Origin of the sequence: Roseiarcus sp., from assembly GCF_052145395.1 — a bacterium.
Lineage (GTDB): Bacteria > Pseudomonadota > Alphaproteobacteria > Rhizobiales > Beijerinckiaceae > Roseiarcus.
On record NZ_JBKQOT010000623.1, the window covers coordinates 1 to 12,814 of the forward strand.

Genomic DNA, 12,814 nt, shown 5'->3' on the forward strand with positions numbered 1-12,814 from the left:
TGACGATCTTTATGATTGGTCTCTATCAGTTGATGAATTCACGATGAAACTAGCTGGCGGTGGACTATCGTCTTTTTGATGGCGCGACGAACGGCGTCCTATCCGTGCGCCGCTGCCGTCAAGGTAATCGCCGCTCCCTGCGCATCAGCGCCGCAGGTGCGCGCTCGGCGCCCACGGACAGCGCTGCGCCGCAAGCTGCCCTCAGGCTTGAGGAGGGAGGGACGCCGTCCGCAACAGGTCCGTTTTCACTCGCACTCTTCGACCCGCCGCCAAGCGCCTGCCAGATACTGGCGGAAGGCGTAACAGCCATGCTTCGGCGTCGGAATGGGCCAATCCCAGGGCGGCCCAGCCCATGGATATCCGCTGTAGCCGGAGAAGCCCTGGCCGACTATCCACGCGACCCGTTTGGGCGGATAGGCGGACGACTGAGCCCCCGCGGAGCACGCCTGAAACAAGGCGCCGAGGAGCAAAGCCACCGCGAGCGAAGCTGCCGCTTTCGTCATGTCGAGACCTCGACGCTCAAGGCGTGCAGCAGCCCGGGACGGTCAAGTTGCTCGGGATCCGATCCAGACCGCGCACGCCGACCGTCGTGTGGTCGACGAACGGCATGAAGGGGGCCGTGCTCGAGATCGTGTCGAGCGCATAGCCGCTGTAAGTCCCCACGGGCACTTCGGTCCCGGCGGTCAGGTACGATTCGCGCCCATAGACGGTAATCTGCCGGCCTTCCGCTGCCGGATGGCGGACATGGCGATGAACGGTCTGAGCGTCCGCCGTCGAGACGAGACCGACGAGACAACCCAGCGCGACGGCGCTGTACGTTTTGACTGGACGCAGCATGGCCATTCCCCTTTCGGACCCCAACACTATCATCGAACGCAGGCCATTGTGCGACGTTCCGAGGAAAAAAGTAAACGACTGCCGTTCCTTTCAGAAAGGCAGAGCTCGGAACACTCGCGACGGGCCGGTCAATTCCTCCTGCGCTTCGACGAGCGCCAGCTCGCGCCGGCCCGCATGAAGCGTCGCCGCCACGATCCCGAACACCGACGAGACCGCTTTCGACAGGGCCGCCTGCGTGGATTCGGCGTCGAGCCGATGGTGGAAGAACAGCGCAGCGAAAAGGTCGCCCGCGCCGTTGACCGCGATCGGCAATTTCGGCGTCCGCGCGAGCCAGAATCCGGTCTCGTCGCCGGCGAGAATGTCGATCGTCTCGGGCGGCGTCTCGTCGAGCGCAAGCGAGGTCACGGCGACAATGGCCGGTCCGCGCGCCCGGAGCGCCGCAACCGCTTGACGGGCTTCTTCGAGGGTCCGGACGGCGACTCCGGTCAGCCATTCCAGCTCGAACGCGTTCGGGGTGAGGATCGTCGCGGCCGGCAGCGCACGGTCGCGGAAGAAGCGGGCGACCTCGGGGGTGACATAGGACCCGCGGCCGACGTCGCCGATCACCGGATCGCAGCACCAGGCCGCCTCGGGATTCGCGGCCCGCAAGACGGCGAGCGCCCTGAGCGCCGCCTCGCCGGTTTCCGCCCTGCCGAGGTAGCCGGTGAGTAACCCGGCGCATTGCGGCAGGACGCCGATCGCCTGAAGCCCCTCGACACATTCGTCGATCATGCTGGCGTCGAAGGCGCGCCCCCGCCAGCCGGGATAGCCGGTGTGGCTCGAGAACTGGACGCTCATCAAGGGCCAGACCTCGCGGCCGAGACGCTGCAGCGGAAACGCCGCCGCATCGTTGCCGACGTGGCCGTATACGACGTGGGACTGGATCGACAGGATCGGGCGCATGGGGGCGACCTGACGACGATTCGGGCGCCGCGTCAAAGCGTGCTTGAGCGGCATCGCCAAGACTGAAACAATGCCCCGGTCATCTCGAGGAGCTTTGTTCATGAGCGACGCCATCGCCTTTCTTGCCCGTGCGATCGAGCAGGGCCAGGGCCTCGCCAAGGCCGACCTGGTGCTGAAAGGCGGACGAATCTTTGACCTCGTCAGCGGCGACCTGATCCCCGGCGACGTCGCGATCTGCAACGACCGCATCGTCGGGACGCTCGGCGACTACAGCGGCGCCCGCGAGATCGACGTCCGCGGCAAGATCGTCGCTCCCGGCTTCATCGACACCCATTGCCACGTCGAGTCGTCGCTGATCACGCCGCTCGAATTCGACCGCTGCGTCCTCGCCCACGGCGTGACGACGGCGATCTGCGATCCGCATGAGATCGGCAACGTCCTCGGCCAGGCGGGCCTGCGCTATTTCCTCGACGGGGCGATGGCCACGGCCATGGACCTTCGCGTGCAGCTGTCGAGCTGCGTCCCCGCCACCGATTTGGAGACCGCCGGCGCCCGGCTCGAGGTCGCCGACCTTCTGGCGCTCGCCGACCATCCAAAAGTTCTCGGGCTCGCCGAATTCATGAACTTCCCGGGCCTCCTGGCGCGCGACCCGGCGTGTCTCGCCAAACTGGCCGCCTTCCAGACCCGGCCGATCGACGGCCACAGTCCGCTCGTGAGCGGTTACGCCCTCAACGGCTACCTCAGCGCCGGCGTGCGGACCGACCATGAGGTGACCAATCTGGCCGAGGGCCGGGAGAAGCTGTCGAAGGGCATGGCGGTGCTGATCCGCGAGGGCTCGGTGTGCAAGGACCTGCACGCGCTCAGCTCCCTGATCACCGAGCGCAACTCGTCGTTCATCGCCTTCTGCACCGACGATCGCAATCCGCTCGACATCGCCGAAGAGGGGCATCTCGATTTTCTCATCCGCACGGCGATCAAACTGGGGGCGCCGCCGCTCGCCGCCTATCGCGCCGCGAGCATTTCGGCCGCCCGCATCTTCGGCTTGCGCGACCGCGGCCTTGTGGCGCCGGGCTGGCGCGCGGACCTCGTGGTCGTCGACGACCTCGAAAGCTGCGCCGTCTCGACAGTCCTCGCCGCGGGACGCGTGGTGGACGACGCGCTGTTCGCCTCGCGCGGCGCGCTGCCGCCGGTCGGGCGCGACAGCATCAAGGCGCGGCGCGTCTCGCCGGACGATTTTGTGGCGCGTGGGCAGGGACCCTCGACCGTGGCGATCGGCGTCATCCCCGGCAAAATCATCACCGAGCGCGTCCCCGTCACCCTGCCCTACCGGAACGGTGAGCGCGACGTGGATCTCGACCAGGACGTCGTCAAGGTGGCCGTCGTCGCCCGGCACGGCGTCAATGACAACAAGGCGACGGCCTTCGTCAAAGGCTTCGGCATGAAGCGCGGCGCGATCGCCTCCTCGGTCGGACACGACAGCCACAATCTGTGCGTCGTCGGGACCAACGCGATCGACATGGCCGCGGCGGTCAACCGGCTCACCCAGATCGAGGGCGGGTTCGCTGTGGCCGACGGCGGCAGGATCGTCGCGGAGCTGCCGCTCGCGGTCGCGGGCCTCATGAGCCTTTCGAGCTTCGAGGTCGTGCGCGAAAGGCTGATCCCGCTGCGCGCCGCCGCCAAGGGTCTCGGCGTCACGCTCGCCGAGCCGTTCCTTCAGGTCGCCTTTTTACCGCTTCCGGTGATTCCGCACCTCAAGATCACCGACATGGGACTTGTCGATGTGGACACGCTCGAATTCGTCCGGGACTGACTGTGTTCGGGCGCAGCGCGCCGCGCTCTAAGCGCGGCGTTCCGGTCGCCGGCGCCTGGGCGGTCTTCCGGATTGACCCGAGCATTTTGCCGGGACTCGAAATCGCCCCGTCGATCCCGCCGCTCGACCCGTCGGCCGGGAGAAAAACGGTAGGTCAAGCCTTCGCCTACTCGATGTTCTGCGCCTGCTCGCGGAATTGCTCGATTTGCGCCCTCAGTTCAAGCCCCTGGGCGGTGAGGCTGACGTCGTTGGCCTTGGCTGAGAGCGTGCTCGCCTCCCGGGAAAACTCTTGGGCGAGGAAGTCGAGGCGGCGCCCGATCGCCCCGCCCTCCTCGAGAAGCGCGCGCGCAGCCGCGACATGGGTCTTCAGCCGATCGAGTTCCTCGCGGATGTCGGCCTTGGTGGCCAAGAGAATCGCCTCCTGATGCAGCCGGTTCTCGTCGAAGCCGCGGCCCTGCTCCATGAGCGCCGCGACGCTCTCGGCGAGCCGCGCCCTGATCGCCTCGGCTTTACGCGCCGGATTGGCGTCGGCCGCGAGCGTCAGCGCCTCGATGGCGTCGAGCCGCTCGCGCATCACCCGGGTCAGCGCCTCGCCCTCGGTCCGGCGGGCGGAGGTGAGCGCCGTCAGCGCCTCGTCGAGACTCGCGAGCGCTCCGGCGCAGGCGGCGGCGACCGCAGGCTCGTCGTCCTCGGCCTCGGCGACCTCCACAACGCCGCGGACGGCGATGAGCCCGTCCATGGTCGGCGGCGCGAGGCCGGCCCGCTCGGCGGCCGCGCGCGCGGCGGCGGCGAGCGCGGCGAGCGCCGCCTCGTCGATGCGCGGGGCGCTCGCGCTTCCCTCGCGCTGGACGGTGAGGGTCGCAAAGCATGTGCCGCGTGCGAGCGCCTTGCCGAGGCGGGCGCGCGCCTCCGCCTCGACCCGGTCGAACGGCGGGGGCATTTTCAGCCTCAGGTCGAGACCCTTGGCGTTGACGCTCTTGAGCTCGAACGCCCAGCGCCAGGCGCCGCTCGCGCCGGCCGCGCGGGCGAAGCCGGTCATGCTGTTTGCCGCCATCGTTAACGTTCCTATCGCGTGCGCCGGGCGCCGGCGCCTTCCTTGAGCACGGATTCGGCGTCGAAGTCACGCCCGCCGAGCTCGGTTCATCTTGAGTTCATGCAGCTTAAGTCAGTTTTTGCGGCGAAGGCCGCTGGGGTCTTCGCCGAGAGGATTTTTGCCCATGATCAAGAGCCTTGTCGTCGCCGCCGCGCTGACCATCGGCCTGGCCGGCTACGCCGTCGCGCAGGAAGCCGCCCCTGCCGCTGCGCCCGCCGCTCCGATGGAAGAGCACCACATGCATCATCATCATCATCATCACCACCACCACCATCACCACCACCACCATCATCACCACCACATGCATCACGACATGGCGCCGGCCGCGCCCGAGGCTCCGAAGCAGTAAGGCGCTCGCGACCCTGTCGCTTTCGGGACGCTATCGGCCTTCCGGACGGACGCGTACGGAAGGCCTTTTGCCTTAGAGCGGGCGGAGACAAGCGGCCGGATCCGACGCGCGCAGAGCGTGCTTGGGCTTGCCTGCCTTCGATTTGAGGCTGCTCAGATTCGAGGCGCCCTGCTGGACGCCGAAAAAAATGTGCGCGTGACCATGATGTTTCGCTGACGTCTTCGGCCGGACTCGCTTGCGCGTCTGCATCTCCACGCGAAGGATCGATTGGACCGGACGCCTGACGCTTTGCGGCGTCGATTCGCCGCGGAACTGCGACAGGCCCCCTGCGTTCATCCCCTGTCCGCCGGGCAGCGCCATTCGCCGGCTGTGGGCTCTCTCAAGGGAGAATGGGTCGGCCATGATCAAGAGCATCGTCGCAGCTTCGGTTCTCAGCCTCGCCTTCAGCGGAGCCGCGTTCGCGCAGGCGACCGTCACCGGCGCGCCCGCCGGCGCCCTGCCGGACACCGCCGAGCCGAACGGCTCCGGCGCGAAGGGAAAGCCGCATCACCATTACAGCCGTCACGCCCAGCTCCGCCACCACATCCGCCATACCGCGCCGGCGTCGAGCGGAACGATGCAGCCGTAAGGACGATCACCCGCCGCCGGATCAGGCCGTGGATTTTTTCGGCCGCACCCGGTTGCGGGTCTGCACCTCCGCCCGCGGCCCTTCGGCGAGGCGCACGACCGCTCCCCACAGCGTTCGGACGTCCTGCTGGGTCAGCTCCATGCGGTGAAAAATGTTGCGCAGGTTGCGCCGCATCCCGGGCTTCTTTGTCACGGGGCGGAAGAAACCGTTCTCGTCGAGCTTCCCCTCGAGATAGTCGAAGAAGGCCAAAAGCATCTCGCGCTGCGCCGGCGGCGAGGATGGGCGCGGAATGGTCGAAGGCGGCGGCTCATCGCCGTGGGCCGCCTTGAACCACTCGTAGCCGCACAGCAGCACCGCCTGCGCCAGATTGAGCGAGGCGTAGGCGGGATTGGAGGGAAAGCTGATGATCGCATCGGCGATTGCGACTTCGTCGTTGTCGAGGCCGGTGCGCTCGGGTCCGAAGAGGATCGCGCGCTTCTCGCCCTCCGCCGCGACCGTCGCGCTCATCGCCTCGCTAGGCGTCATGACCGCCTTCGCCTGCCCGCGCTCGCGCGCGGTCGAGGCGTAAACGCGATGGCAGTCGGCGACCGCCTTTTGGACGCTGTCGAAGACGCGCGCCGAGTCGAGGAGCGCGGTCGCGCCGGCCGCGGCCGAATAGGCGACATCGCGATAGACGTCGCTGCGCGGCCAGCCTTCGCGGGGATTGACGAGACGCAGGTCGTCCAGGCCGAAATTGGCCATCGCCCGCGCGCACATGCCAATATTCACCGCCAGCTGCGGCCTGACCAAAATGACCGCCGGTCCGCCGCGAATCGTCGCTTTCGTCTTGTCAGTGCCTGCGCCAACCATGGCCGCCGTCTAGAGCGCGGCCGCTTTCGACGCAACATCCGCCGCGACCCCAGTCAAAGGCCGCGCACAGTCGCTCCTGCGAATCCGAAAGAGCCCTGGCGGCCGGATCAGAGCCCGAGCTGCCGCGGGACCCAGCCGGCGAACGCCTGCGCCAGCGCGTCGATGCGGGTGCGGTTCCACTGCACGATCAGCGTCTGGTCGACGGCATTGGGATAATAAGAGCTGATCGCCCGGAGCGGAGTTTCCGACACGACGCCGCCCCGCGGCCCGCGGACGATAAGATCGCCCGCAATGGTGTCCTGCCCCTGGCCCCAAAGACCCGTTCCTCCGCTGGTGGGCCCGAGATAGAGCAAACCGATGCGCGCGGTGAGGGTCGCCCCATTGCGGTCGCCCGGCGCGAGATACGGCCCGAGCGCCTGGGCGAGCGCAGGCGTCAGCGATTCGGCCACCCAGGCCGCGGTCGGATCGCCGGCGCTCTCGCGCAAGGGGCCGACATCCACATTTACGGCGCGGAAACGCAGCGGCCCCTGCGCCAGCGCGACCGTCGGAGCGAAGGCCATCGCGCCGAGCGCGGTCAGGGCGGCGCGGCGGGTCAGGACGCGGGTTGTCATTTCGCTGATCCTTCTCATGCTCGCCACGCGGGGCATGAGCCGCCCTTCGCGGCATGAACTTTATATAAAGGCGACCTTCAGAATTTCATAGCTCTTGCCTCCTCCGGGCGTCGTCACCTCGACGCTTTCGCCCGCCTTCTTGCCGATCAGCGCGCGGCCCGTTGGCGACGTAATCGAGACCTTGCCCGATTTCACGTCCGCCTCGCTCTGACCGACGATCTGGAACACCCTTTCCTCGTCCGTGTCCTCGTCGACCAGCGTCACGGTTGCGCCGAACTTGACGGTGCTGCCGTTCAGCTTCTTGACGTCGATCACCTCGGCCCGCTGTAAAAGGTCCTCGAGTTCCACGATGCGGCCCTCGTTATGCGACTGCGCCTCCTTGGCCGAATGGTATTCGGCGTTCTCGGAGAGGTCGCCATGCGACCGCGCCTCGGCGATCGCGGCGATGATGCGCGGGCGTTCGACCTGCTGGCGGTGAAGAAATTCGGCTTCCAGCGCCGCGTGTCCTGCGGCGGTCATCGGCAGTTTTTCCATTCTCTACCCGTTAGAAAAAAGAGGTTCCCGCGGCGGCGCCGTCGGGCGGCCGTCACGCCAAATAGTCCTGCAGGGCCCTGACTTCGAGGTCGCCCGCCGCTACGGCGCGTATCCCTTCCGCCGCCGCGACAGCGCCGGAAAGTGTGGTGTAGTACGGGGTCTTTTGCAAGAGGGCGGCCCGGCGGAGGGGCTTGGAGTCGGCGAGCGAGGTCGCCCCCTCCGTGGTGTTGAACATCAGTTGCACACCGCCGTTGCGCACGATGTCGGCCGCATTCGGGCGGCCTTCCGAGACCTTGTTGACCTTTTCGGCCTTCAGTCCATGCGCGGTCAAAAAGCGCTGCGTGCCTCCGGTGGCGAGGATCCTGAACCCGAGCGCCTGGAGCGCCCTCAACGGCTCGACGATCCCTTCCTTGTCGGCGTCGCGCACCGAAACGAAGACAGCCCCCGCCGTCGGCGGGCGGGAGCCCGCGCCCAGCTGGCTTTTGGCGAAGGCGATGTCGAACGACCGGTCGATCCCCATCACCTCGCCGGTCGAGCGCATCTCCGGCCCGAGCACGGTGTCGACGCCCGGGAAGCGGGCGAACGGGAACACCGCCTCCTTGACTCCGACATGGCCGAGCTTACCGAGGTCGAGGTCGAAACCGGCGAGCTTCTCCCCCGCCATGACGCGGCTCGCGATCTTGGCGATCGGCTTTCCGATCACCTTCGCGACAAAGGGCACGGTGCGCGAGGCGCGGGGGTTGACTTCGAGCACGTAGATGACGCCGTCCTTCAGCGCGTATTGGACATTCATCAGCCCGCCCACCTCGAGGGCGAGGGCGAGTTTTCTTGTTTCCGCTTCGAGGCGGGCGATCGTCTCGGGGGTCAGCGAGCGCGGCGGCAGCGAGCAGGCGCTGTCGCCGGAATGAATTCCGGCCTCCTCGATATGTTCCATGATCCCGGCGACAACCACCGTCTTGCCGTCTGAGAGCGCGTCGACGTCGATCTCGATCGCGTCGCTGAGATAGCGGTCGAACAGCAGCGGGTTCTTGCCGAGTACCGTGTTGATCTGGCCGGTCTTGTCATTGGGGTAGCGGGCCTTCACGTCGGCCGGCACGAGACTCGGCAGAACCCCGAGCAGGTAGTCGTCGAGCGCCGTCTGGTCGTGGATGATCGCCATGGCGCGGCCGCCGAGCACGTAAGACGGGCGCACGACGAGCGGCAGGCCGAGATCGGCCGAGACGAGCCTCGCCTGCTCGACCGAATAGGCGATGCCGTTCTTCGGCTGCTTCAGGCCCAGCTTGTCGAGCAGCCGCTTGAACCGGTCGCGGTCCTCGGCGAGGTCGATCGAGTCGACCGAGGTGCCGAGGATGGGCGCCCCCGACTGCTCGATGGCGTGGGCGAGCTTCAGCGGCGTCTGACCGCCGAACTGGACAATCACACCTTTCAGCGTCCCCTTCTCCCGCTCCTTGTAGAGGATGGCGAGCACGTCCTCCTGGGTGAGCGGCTCGAAATAGAGCCGGTCCGACGTGTCGTAGTCCGTCGACACCGTCTCGGGGTTGCAGTTGATCATGATGGTTTCGTAGCCGGCCTCGCTCAGGGCGAAGCAGGCGTGGCAGCAGCAATAGTCGAACTCGATGCCCTGCCCGATGCGGTTCGGGCCGCCGCCGAGAATGACGATCTTCTCGCGCTCCGACGGGTCCGCCTCGCAACTCGTCTTGCCGGCGAACGGAGCCTCGTAGGTCGAATACATGTAGGCGGTCGGCGCGGCGAATTCGGCGGCGCAGGTGTCGATGCGCTTGTAGACCGGGAGCACGCCGAGCCGCTTGCGCAAGGCCTCGACATCCTCCTCGGCGGCTCCGGTGAGTCCGGCGAGCCGGACGTCGGAGAACCCCGCCGCCTTCAGCACCCTGAGGTTCCCCGCGTCCTGAGGCAGGCCGTAGGCGCGCACCTTGCCCTCGAGCGCGACGATCTCGGCGATCCGCTCGAGGAACCACGGGTCGATCTTCGAAACGTCGTGAATCTCGTCGACTCGCATGCCCATCCGCATCGCCTGGGCGACCTTGAGCAGGCGGTCCGGCGTGGGGGTCGCGACCGCGGCGCGCAGCACATTCTTGTCGTCGCCCTTGCCGAGGCCGTCGATTTCGATCTCGTCCAGGCCGTCGAGGCCGGTCTCCAGCGAGCGCAGCGCCTTCTGCAGCGATTCGGCGAAGGTGCGGCCGATCGCCATCGCCTCGCCGACCGACTTCATCGCCGTCGTCAGGGTCGGCTCGGCGCCGGGGAACTTCTCGAACGCGAACCGTGGAATCTTGGTGACGACGTAGTCGATGGTCGGCTCGAACGAGGCGGGCGTCGCGCCCCCGGTGATGTCGTTGGCGATCTCGTCGAGCGTGTACCCGACGGCGAGCTTGGCCGCGACCTTGGCGATCGGAAAGCCGGTCGCCTTGGAGGCGAGCGCGGACGAGCGCGACACGCGCGGGTTCATCTCGATCACGATCATCCGCCCGTCGGCAGGATTGACCGCGAACTGCACGTTCGAGCCGCCGGTCTCGACCCCGATCTCGCAGGACCGCGATCGAGGCGTCGCGCATGATCTGGAATTCCTTGTCGGTGAGGGTCAGCGCCGGGGCGACCGTGATCGAGTCGCCGGTGTGGACGCCCATCGGATCGACGTTCTCGATCGAGCAGACGATGATGCAGTTGTCCGCCTTGTCGCGGACGACCTCCATCTCGAACTCCTTCCAGCCGATGACGCTCTCTTCGATCAGCACCTCGTTGGTGGGCGAGGCGTCAATGCCCCGCTCGACGATGTCGAGGAACTCGCTCTTGTTGTAGGCGATTCCGCCGCCGGTTCCCCCCAGCGTGAAGCTCGGGCGGATGATCGCCGGCAGCCCGATGTCCTCGAGCGCGGCGAGCGCCTGCGGCAGCGTCTTGATGTGGTGCGAGCGCGGAGTGGCGAGCCCGATCCGGATCATCGCCTCGCGGAAAAGCTCGCGGTCCTCGGCCTTGTCGATCGCATGCGCCGTGGCGCCGATCATCTCGACGTCGTAGCGCGCGAGCACGCCCATTTTCTTCAGGCTGAGCGCGCAGTTCAGCGCCGTCTGCCCGCCCATGGTCGGCAGCAGGGCGAACCCGCCCGGAATCGCATAGCGCTCCTTGGCGATGATCTTGGCGACGATCTCGGGCGTGATCGGCTCGACATAGGTCCGATCCGCCATGTCCGGATCGGTCATGATCGTGGCGGGGTTCGAGTTGATCAGAACGATTCGGTAGCCTTCGGCGCGAAGGGCCTTGCAGGCCTGGGTCCCCGAATAGTCGAACTCGCAGGCCTGGCCGATGATGATCGGGCCGGCGCCGATGATCAGAATGGTCGAGATGTCGGTGCGCTTCGGCATACGGTCCTCTTGGCGCGCCTATTCGACGGCGCGGCGCGCTATCCTCTTTCGGGCGCACAAAAAAAGGCCGCGTCGCGGGGCTCCTGGCCGCGATGCGTCCTTCATGCGAAGCGCCGGAAGGTCCGGGGCGGCCCCCGGCCCTGATGAGTGGGCCTGTCGTTAAACGAAAATCCAGCCCATGGGAAGGGCGGAAGGCCTTAGCCCGATGGACGGCTCAGAACTTGTAGCCGATCCGGGCGCCGACCTGGGTCAGCCCCGGGTTGATGTGGGTGCAAAACGTGGCGTGGGAGACATGCTCAATGCTGGCGATGACGTCCCAGTTCTCGGAAAACTGATATCCAAAGCCGCCAGATTCCCGGAAGGTCAGCGCGCAACCCATATCGACGCGCCCACGCTCCGGCCAGTTCGGGGCGTTGTTGACGGCACCGCCGAATTCGCCCTCGAAGAAGAACTTGCCAATGATCGGAATGCGCCAGTTGAAACCGGTGAAGGCGTAGCTGCTCCTGCCGCGGGTGTTGATCATCGCGCCGACGTCGAGGCGCGGCTGGAAAAACCACGATATCCAGGGATTCCCAGCGATTGAGGGATTGTTGTAGCCCGGAAACGCGATCGGCGCCGACAACGCCTCGAACGAAAGATCGACCGGCGCGGCCTCGTCGTGAATCCAATTGTGGGCGAAAACGCCAGCGCGGATCTCGTCGAACGGGTCCCAGACGTAAGGCTGCGGTTGCGGGCCGAGGTCAGGTTGCGGCTGCAGGCCCGAATCGGTGCTCAAGTCAGCCGCAAACGCGCTGGCGCCGAGGACCGCCCCACACGCCAGACCCAACATAACGCCAAGTCTGGAGTTCACTGAGACAGACCTCCGGGCGACACGCCCCCGTCATCCATAGAGGAGAGGGCCGAACCGACGCAAGACGCGGCAGGCGCCCGAACTCGAATGAACCCTTAAGCGACGGCGACTGTGGCGCGCGCGCAACAATCGGGCGATCACGCCCGGCGCCCCGCGCCTAGGCGCGACGCCGCGTCGCCTTGACTCCAGCCGCGGTTCCTCGCGAATACAGAATGGCGGTGGATTGGCCGCCAGGCCCGCAAGAGCAGGCGGGATGGGAATTGGAATGGAAACCGAGATAAAGTCCACGGCCAAGGCCGACGGCGCGGAGACGGTCGCGCCCGAAGCCGCGCCATCCCCCCAGCCCACGTCCATTGTCGTCACCGCGCCCCTGCGCCGCCGGACCAAGCCCGCCAAAGAGCACGAGCCCGTCCATCGGATCGAGGTCCAGTCGCTGCGCCATGATCCGGACGCCATCCGCCGCGGGTCGAGACGGGAGACTATCCCTACAAGACGAAGGTCACCGAGTCCCATTACGTCGAGCGGATGCTGCCGCTCCAGGCGGAACTCCTCAAGGCGCAGAACTGGGTCAAAGATTCGGGCGAGAAGATCGTCGTATTGTTCGAGGGACGCGACGCCGCCGGCAAGGGCGGCACGATCAAACGCTTCATGGAGCACCTGAACCCGCGCGGGGCGCGCATCGTCGCGCTCGAGAAGCCGAACGAGCGCGAGCGTACGCAATGGTTCTTCCAGCGCTACGTCCAGCATCTGCCCGCCGCGGGCGAAATGGTGTTCTTCGACCGCTCCTGGTACAATCGCGCCGGCGTCGAACCGTCACGCGCGATGAACAGCGGCGCCGCTTCGCCGCGCGCGAAACCGATCCGTTGAAGCAGTGGAAGCTCTCGCCGATCGACAAGGCCTCGCTCGACAAGTGGGACGAGTACACTGAGGCCAAGGA

General features: G+C 66.9%; 11 protein-coding genes and 2 pseudogenes. 4 read left to right on the forward strand and 9 right to left on the reverse strand.

Annotated features, from left to right (window positions below):
• Positions 1–245: 245 nt before the first annotated feature.
• The 3 genes from ACLP25_RS21400 to pdxY all read right to left on the reverse strand — a co-directional run bounded on the left by ACLP25_RS21400 (position 246) and on the right by pdxY (position 1,779).
• Positions 246–503: a hypothetical protein gene (locus tag ACLP25_RS21400; protein WP_442471165.1), complete on the reverse strand. Its 258-nt coding sequence runs from the start codon at positions 501–503 to the stop codon at positions 246–248.
• Positions 504–519: 16 nt separating this feature from the next.
• Positions 520–837: a hypothetical protein gene (locus ACLP25_RS21405; RefSeq protein ID WP_442471166.1), complete on the reverse strand. Its 318-nt coding sequence runs from the start codon at positions 835–837 to the stop codon at positions 520–522.
• Between the two features lie 90 nt (positions 838–927).
• Complete coding sequence (gene pdxY / locus ACLP25_RS21410; protein ID WP_442471167.1) at positions 928–1,779, reverse strand: pyridoxal kinase PdxY; 852 nt, start codon at positions 1,777–1,779, stop codon at positions 928–930.
• Positions 1,780–1,879: 100 nt separating this feature from the next.
• Here pdxY and ade point away from each other — a divergent pair, with 100 nt between their 5' ends.
• The gene (gene ade / locus ACLP25_RS21415; RefSeq protein ID WP_442471168.1) at positions 1,880–3,589 is read left to right on the forward strand and encodes an adenine deaminase; all 1,710 of its coding nucleotides are present in this window, start codon (positions 1,880–1,882) and stop codon (positions 3,587–3,589) included.
• Between the two features lie 166 nt (positions 3,590–3,755).
• On the opposite strand, the gene ACLP25_RS21420 is transcribed toward ade, so the two are convergent.
• On the reverse strand, positions 3,756–4,643 hold the full coding sequence (locus tag ACLP25_RS21420) for a YicC/YloC family endoribonuclease (RefSeq protein WP_442471169.1): 888 nt from the start codon (positions 4,641–4,643) through the stop codon (positions 3,756–3,758).
• Positions 4,644–4,806: 163 nt separating this feature from the next.
• On the opposite strand from ACLP25_RS21420, the gene ACLP25_RS21425 reads away from it, so the two are divergent.
• Both ACLP25_RS21425 and ACLP25_RS21430 read left to right on the forward strand, forming a co-directional pair.
• Positions 4,807–5,031, forward strand: a complete 225-nt coding sequence (locus ACLP25_RS21425; protein WP_442471170.1) for a hypothetical protein — start codon at positions 4,807–4,809, stop codon at positions 5,029–5,031.
• 400 nt (positions 5,032–5,431) lie between these two features.
• Complete coding sequence (locus ACLP25_RS21430) at positions 5,432–5,659, forward strand: hypothetical protein (protein WP_442471171.1); 228 nt, start codon at positions 5,432–5,434, stop codon at positions 5,657–5,659.
• Between the two features lie 21 nt (positions 5,660–5,680).
• Here the strand turns inward: ACLP25_RS21430 and ACLP25_RS21435 are convergent, their stop codons facing one another.
• From ACLP25_RS21435 to ACLP25_RS21455, 5 genes and pseudogenes are all read right to left on the reverse strand, one after another.
• Complete coding sequence (locus ACLP25_RS21435; protein WP_442471172.1) at positions 5,681–6,508, reverse strand: RNA methyltransferase; 828 nt, start codon at positions 6,506–6,508, stop codon at positions 5,681–5,683.
• Between the two features lie 107 nt (positions 6,509–6,615).
• Positions 6,616–7,119 (reverse strand): hypothetical protein, encoded by a 504-nt coding sequence (locus tag ACLP25_RS21440; RefSeq protein WP_442471173.1) that lies wholly within the window; start codon positions 7,117–7,119, stop codon positions 6,616–6,618.
• A gap of 60 nt (positions 7,120–7,179) precedes the next feature.
• Entirely contained in the window at positions 7,180–7,653 is a 474-nt protein-coding gene (gene greA / locus ACLP25_RS21445; protein ID WP_442471174.1) for a transcription elongation factor GreA, read from the reverse strand.
• A 52-nt stretch (positions 7,654–7,705) separates the two neighbouring features.
• Positions 7,706–11,027 (reverse strand): annotated as a pseudogene (gene carB / locus ACLP25_RS21450) (carbamoyl-phosphate synthase large subunit).
• A gap of 214 nt (positions 11,028–11,241) precedes the next feature.
• Positions 11,242–11,802 carry an acyloxyacyl hydrolase gene (locus tag ACLP25_RS21455; RefSeq protein WP_442471175.1) on the reverse strand — a complete coding sequence of 187 codons (561 nt, stop codon included), beginning with the start codon at positions 11,800–11,802 and terminating at the stop codon, positions 11,242–11,244.
• Positions 11,803–12,142: 340 nt separating this feature from the next.
• Here ACLP25_RS21455 and ACLP25_RS21460 point away from each other — a divergent pair.
• Positions 12,143–12,814: pseudogene (locus ACLP25_RS21460) on the forward strand (polyphosphate kinase 2); the annotation flags it as partial.